General features: G+C 69.9%; 6 protein-coding genes and 2 pseudogenes. 6 read left to right on the top strand and 2 right to left on the bottom strand.

Annotated features, from left to right (window positions below):
* Both MVA01S_RS32225 and MVA01S_RS28625 read right to left on the bottom strand, forming a co-directional pair.
* Positions 1–133 (bottom strand): annotated as a pseudogene (locus MVA01S_RS32225) (M56 family metallopeptidase); the annotation flags it as partial.
* Between the two features lie 14 nt (positions 134–147).
* A complete protein-coding gene (locus MVA01S_RS28625) occupies positions 148–564 on the bottom strand; it encodes a BlaI/MecI/CopY family transcriptional regulator (RefSeq protein WP_003932303.1) in 417 nt (138 codons plus the stop codon).
* Between the two features lie 229 nt (positions 565–793).
* On the opposite strand from MVA01S_RS28625, the gene MVA01S_RS28620 reads away from it, so the two are divergent.
* From MVA01S_RS28620 to MVA01S_RS28595, 6 genes and pseudogenes are all read left to right on the top strand, one after another.
* Positions 794–1,564 carry a hypothetical protein gene (locus MVA01S_RS28620; RefSeq protein WP_003932304.1) on the top strand — a complete coding sequence of 257 codons (771 nt, stop codon included), beginning with the start codon at positions 794–796 and terminating at the stop codon, positions 1,562–1,564.
* 182 nt (positions 1,565–1,746) lie between these two features.
* Positions 1,747–2,151 carry a PaaI family thioesterase gene (locus MVA01S_RS28615; RefSeq protein ID WP_003932305.1) on the top strand — a complete coding sequence of 135 codons (405 nt, stop codon included), beginning with the start codon at positions 1,747–1,749 and terminating at the stop codon, positions 2,149–2,151.
* A 50-nt stretch (positions 2,152–2,201) separates the two neighbouring features.
* Positions 2,202–2,504, top strand: a complete 303-nt coding sequence (locus tag MVA01S_RS28610) for an urease subunit gamma (RefSeq protein ID WP_003932306.1) — start codon at positions 2,202–2,204, stop codon at positions 2,502–2,504.
* 14 nt (positions 2,505–2,518) lie between these two features.
* The gene (locus MVA01S_RS28605; RefSeq protein WP_003932307.1) at positions 2,519–2,833 is read left to right on the top strand and encodes an urease subunit beta; all 315 of its coding nucleotides are present in this window, start codon (positions 2,519–2,521) and stop codon (positions 2,831–2,833) included.
* A complete protein-coding gene (locus MVA01S_RS28600; RefSeq protein WP_003932308.1) occupies positions 2,830–4,551 on the top strand; it encodes an urease subunit alpha in 1,722 nt (573 codons plus the stop codon). The genes MVA01S_RS28605 and MVA01S_RS28600 overlap by 4 nt, the downstream gene beginning before the upstream one ends.
* A pseudogene (locus tag MVA01S_RS28595) lies at positions 4,551–4,846 on the top strand (urease accessory protein UreF); the annotation flags it as partial. The gene MVA01S_RS28600 and the pseudogene MVA01S_RS28595, both read left to right, overlap by 1 nt.

Genomic DNA, 4,846 nt, shown 5'->3' with positions numbered 1-4,846 from the left:
CTGCCGAGGCGATCGCCTGCCACAGCACGATCGCGGCTCGGGGTGCCCGTAGCGGCCACTCCGCCCGCGCCAGCATCGCCGGCACCGGCCCCGACAGGAGCAAGGCGACGATCGAGAAGGCCAGCGCGGACACGCTGTCAGTGTCTCTCAGGCAGGGCCCGTATCGCCAGCCGGTGCCCCGTTGCGGTGCTTGTCTTCGAGCTCGGCGAGCGCGCGGCGGAGCGCGGCGGCCTCGTCGGCACCGACACGCTCGACGAAATGCACGAGCGCGGCTTCCCGGCTGCCGGAATCGGTGACCTGGTCCAGGGCGTCGACCATCAGCCCCGCGACCAGTTCGTCCCGGCCGTGGGTCGGCGCATATCGGTGCGCGCGGTCGTCGCGGTGCTGCACCACCAGGTTCTTCTTGGCCAGGCGTTGCAGCACGGTCATGATCGTCGTGTAGGCGAGGTCGCGGTGAGCGGCCAGGGCCTCGTGCACCTGGCGCACGGTCTGCGGCTCACCCGTGGACCACAGGTGGTCCATGACGGAACGCTCGAGTTCCCCGAGCCTCGTCAGCTTTGCCATCGTCCGTTCATCTCCTACCGGCAGTAGGTCAAAGCGTACTACGTGCTTACTACCGCGTGTCGTATCAAATTACGTTGCCCGCCGGAGCTGCTGCCCGGCACCCTGCGATGCCAACGTCACCGGCTCCGTCGGCGACTCCCCGCCCGGCCTGTGAGTCGGATCACAGGGTCTGGCCGCCTCCGGAGCCATGACTATAGTAAGGCTAACCTAACCAGGGAACGGAGGTGTCATGACGGTTCTCGTCGAGGATCCGCTGATCGCGAGCATGGCGATCAGCCGCACGCTGCCGATACATGAATCGAGCCGCCGACTCCGGGAGCTGTACCGGGAATGTCCGCGTGTCTACGGCGTCGCAGTGATGGGCGATCTGTCGCGGCGACGGTGGTGGCCGCTGACGGATCTGCTGACCACGGACCGTCTGCACAGCATGTTCGAGGCGGGCGTGGCCGAGACCGAGAGCCGGGCGGCGGTGGCCCAGCAATTGGCAGCAACGTTCGCCCACGTCGTCGTCGGCCGGGTGATACCGCTGCTGGCCGTCGAGGGGCGGGCCTGGGACACCGGCCTGGAGAACCTGTGGGCGCATGTCGACTCCGAGGGCGCCATCGACTGGGTCGGGGTGGTCGACCCCACCCTGCGCGCGTTGCCGGAGGATCCGTTCTTCACGTCGCGCCGCGGGTTCCGGTCGGCGAACGACGGCATCGTCGCGCTCCCCAGCGAGGCGGCGCTGACCACCTGGGTCGCCCACCGCAGCCACTGCGCGCTCGGGCCGGTCTTCGCCAAGCTCGCCGCCGTCAGCGGCGGCGCGATCACGATGGCGGCGATGTGGCACATCGTGGGCGCCACGGTGGTCAGCGCAGCCACCCAGACTCCGTTGCTGGCCGGCACCAGCGAGGCGGACAGCATGCGCCGCAGTCAGGCGGTGCTCGACGCGCTGGTCGGCTTCGGGCTGCCGGTGCGCGGAACATCGCGGGCGAATGCCGGGAAGCTCTTGCTTAATTAGGCAAGCCTTGCCTATGCTTGTCCCATCGGAACCACTGGACCGAGCCGGAGTCCTGAGGGCTGCAGAGACCCCCGGTCCGACCGAAGGAAGGGCCCCACGCCACAGGCGTGGGGCCCTTCCGCTCGTTCGCGGGACCGCACCCCGGCGCAGGTGCGCGCTCCGGGCGCGTGTAGACACGACGCGTGACGACAGAAGTACCGGAGGGTCTCGGCGACGGCTTCGACCGCGTCCTCGGCCTGAACTATCTGGAGATGACCCCCGACGGCGGGCGGGCCCGGCTGGAGATCACCGAAAAGCTCCTGCAGCCATGGGGAATCGTGCACGGCGGGGTGTACTGCGCGGTGATCGAGAGCATGGCCAGCGTCTCCGGGCACGTCTGGCTGTCCCAGCACGGCGGCGGCACCGTCGTCGGCGTGAACAACAACACCGATTTCCTGCGGGCCATCGGATCCGGCACGGTCACCGCGACGTCGACACCGATTCACCGCGGCCGTCGCCAGCAGTTGTGGCTGATCACGATCACCGACGACAGCGAGCGTGTCGTGGCGCGCGGGCAGGTGCGCCTCCAGAACATCGCCGGGGACTGACGGGTGGCTCCTCGCGCGAGCGCGCGGGGGTCGTGGCAGGATCGCCCACTATGCGTTTGACGCCGCATGAACAGGAACGGCTGCTGCTGTCGTATGCGGCCGAGCTCGCCCGTCGCCGACAGGCGCGGGGACTGAGGCTCAATCACCCCGAGGCCGTCGCGGTGATCACCGATCACATCCTCGAAGGCGCGCGCGACGGCCGCACCGTGGCCGAGCTGATGGTCAGTGGCCGTGAGGTTCTCGGCCGCGACGACGTGATGGACGGCGTCCCCGAGATGCTCGCCGACGTCCAGGTGGAGGCGACGTTCCCGGACGGCACCAAACTCGTCACCGTCCACCACCCGATCCCGTAAGGCAGGTGCGGCACATGATCCCAGGCGAGATCGTCTTCGGCGACGGCGACATCGAGATCAACGCGCAGGGCCGGCGGCTCGAGCTGGACATCGTCAACACCGGGGACCGGCCGGTGCAGGTAGGCAGCCACGTCCATGTGCCGCAGGCCAACAGCGCACTGGACTTCGACCGGGCCGCCGCGCGCGGGTACCGGTTCGACATCCCCGCAGGTACCGCGATCCGATTCGAACCCGGTGTGGCACAACATGTCCGACTGGTTCCGCTGGGCGGTACGCGGGAAGTGCACGGTCTGAGCCTGGATCCGCCGGGACGATTGGACGAGGAATGACGCAGATCTCCCGGTCGCACTACGCGGCGCTGTACGGACCCACGACCGGCGACCGGATCCGGCTGGCCGACACCGACCTGTTCATCGAGATCACCGAGGACCGCAGCGGCGGGCCGGGCCGCGCCGGCGACGAAGCGGTGTTCGGCGGCGGCAAGGTGTTGCGCGAATCGATGGGCCAGTCGCGGGCCACCCGCGCCGAGGGCGCCCCCGACACCGTCATCACCGGTGCGGTGATCCTCGATTACTGGGGGATCATCAAGGCCGACATCGGGATTCGTGACGGCAGGATCACCGCGATCGGCAAGGCGGGCAATCCCGACATCATGTCGGGCGTGCACCCGGGCCTGGTGGTGGGGCCCTCGACCGAGATCATCGCCGGCAACGGCCGCATCGTCACCGCCGGGGCCATCGACTGCCATGTGCACCTGATCTGTCCGCAGATCATGGAGGAGGCGCTCGGCGGCGGCATCACCACCATCGTCGCCGGCGGCACCGGCCCGGCCGAGGGCAGCAAGGCCACCACCGTGACCCCCGGGGCCTGGCACCTGGCCCGCATGCTGGAGGCGCTGGACACCTGGCCGCTCAACGTCGCGTTGCTGGGCAAGGGCAATACGGTCAGCGCCGAGGCGATGTGGGAGCAGTTGCGCGGCGGCGCAGCGGGTTTCAAGCTGCACGAGGACTGGGGGACCACACCCGCGGCGATCGACGCCTGCCTGACGGTGTGCGAGTCCGCCGGGGTGCAGGCCAACATCCACACCGACACCCTCAACGAGGCGGGGTTCGTCGAGGACACGCTCGCCGCGATCAAGGGCCGGTCGATCCACGCCTACCACACCGAAGGTGCCGGCGGCGGGCACGCGCCCGACATCATCACCGTCGCCGGCCACCCCAACGTGCTGCCCAGTTCGACCAACCCGACCCGCCCGCACACGGTCAACACCCTCGACGAGCATCTCGACATGCTGATGGTGTGCCACCACCTGAACCCCGGGGTGCCCGAGGACCTGGCGTTCGCGGAGAGCCGGATCCGGCCGTCGACCATCGCCGCCGAGGATCTGCTGCACGACATCGGCGCCATCTCGATGATCGGCAGCGACTCGCAGGCGATGGGCCGCATCGGCGAGGTGGTGATGCGCACCTGGCAGACCGCGCACGTGATGAAGCGCCGGCGCGGATTCCTGCCGGGGGACAACGGCGCCGACAACGCCCGCGCCCAGCGCTACGTCGCCAAGTACACGATCTGCCCGGCGGTCGCCCACGGCATGGACAGCGAGATCGGCTCGGTCGAGGTTGGCAAGCTCGCCGACCTCGTGCTGTGGGAACCGGCGTTCTTCGGTGTGCGCCCGCACGTCGTGGTCAAGGGCGGGATGATCGCGTGGGCGGCGATGGGGGACGCGAACGCGTCGATCCCGACGCCGCAGCCGGTGCTGCCGCGCCCGATGTTCGGCGCCGCGCCCGCGGCGGCCGCGGCGACGTCGGTGCACTTCGTCGCGCCGCAGGCGATCGAGGACGGGCTGGCCGACCGGATCGCGGTGAACCGCAGGCTGGTGCCGGTCGGCAATGTCCGCGGTATCGGTAAGGCGCAGATGCCCCGCAACGATGCGACCCCGGACATCGAGGTGGATCCGGACACCTTCACGGTGCGCATCGACGGCGAGGTCTGGCAGGAGCAGCCCGCGACCGAACTACCGATGGCCCAGCGCTACTTCCTGTTCTGATGACCAACCTCGCCACGCTGCTCACCCTGTCGGACTCCCGACTGCCCACCGGTGGCCACGTGCACTCCGGCGGCGTGGAGGAGGCGGTGACCAGCGGGCTGGTGGTCGACCTGGTCACGCTGCGGGCGTATCTGGTGCGCCGGATCCGCACCAGCGGGCTGGTCACCGCGTCGCTGGCGGCGGCGGTGCACGGTGGGTCGCTGTCTGCGGCGGCGGGTCAGGCCGGTGACGCCGAAACCGATGCGCGCACACCGTCTCCCGCGGCTCGCGCGGCCTCGCGCGCGCAGGGCCGGGG

This window comes from Mycolicibacterium vaccae NBRC 14118 = CIP 105934 (assembly GCF_001552715.1).
Taxonomy (GTDB): domain Bacteria; phylum Actinomycetota; class Actinomycetes; order Mycobacteriales; family Mycobacteriaceae; genus Mycobacterium; species Mycobacterium vaccae.
The sequence above is the reverse complement of the archived record's forward strand: the minus strand, read 5'-3'. Positions and strand labels throughout refer to the sequence as shown.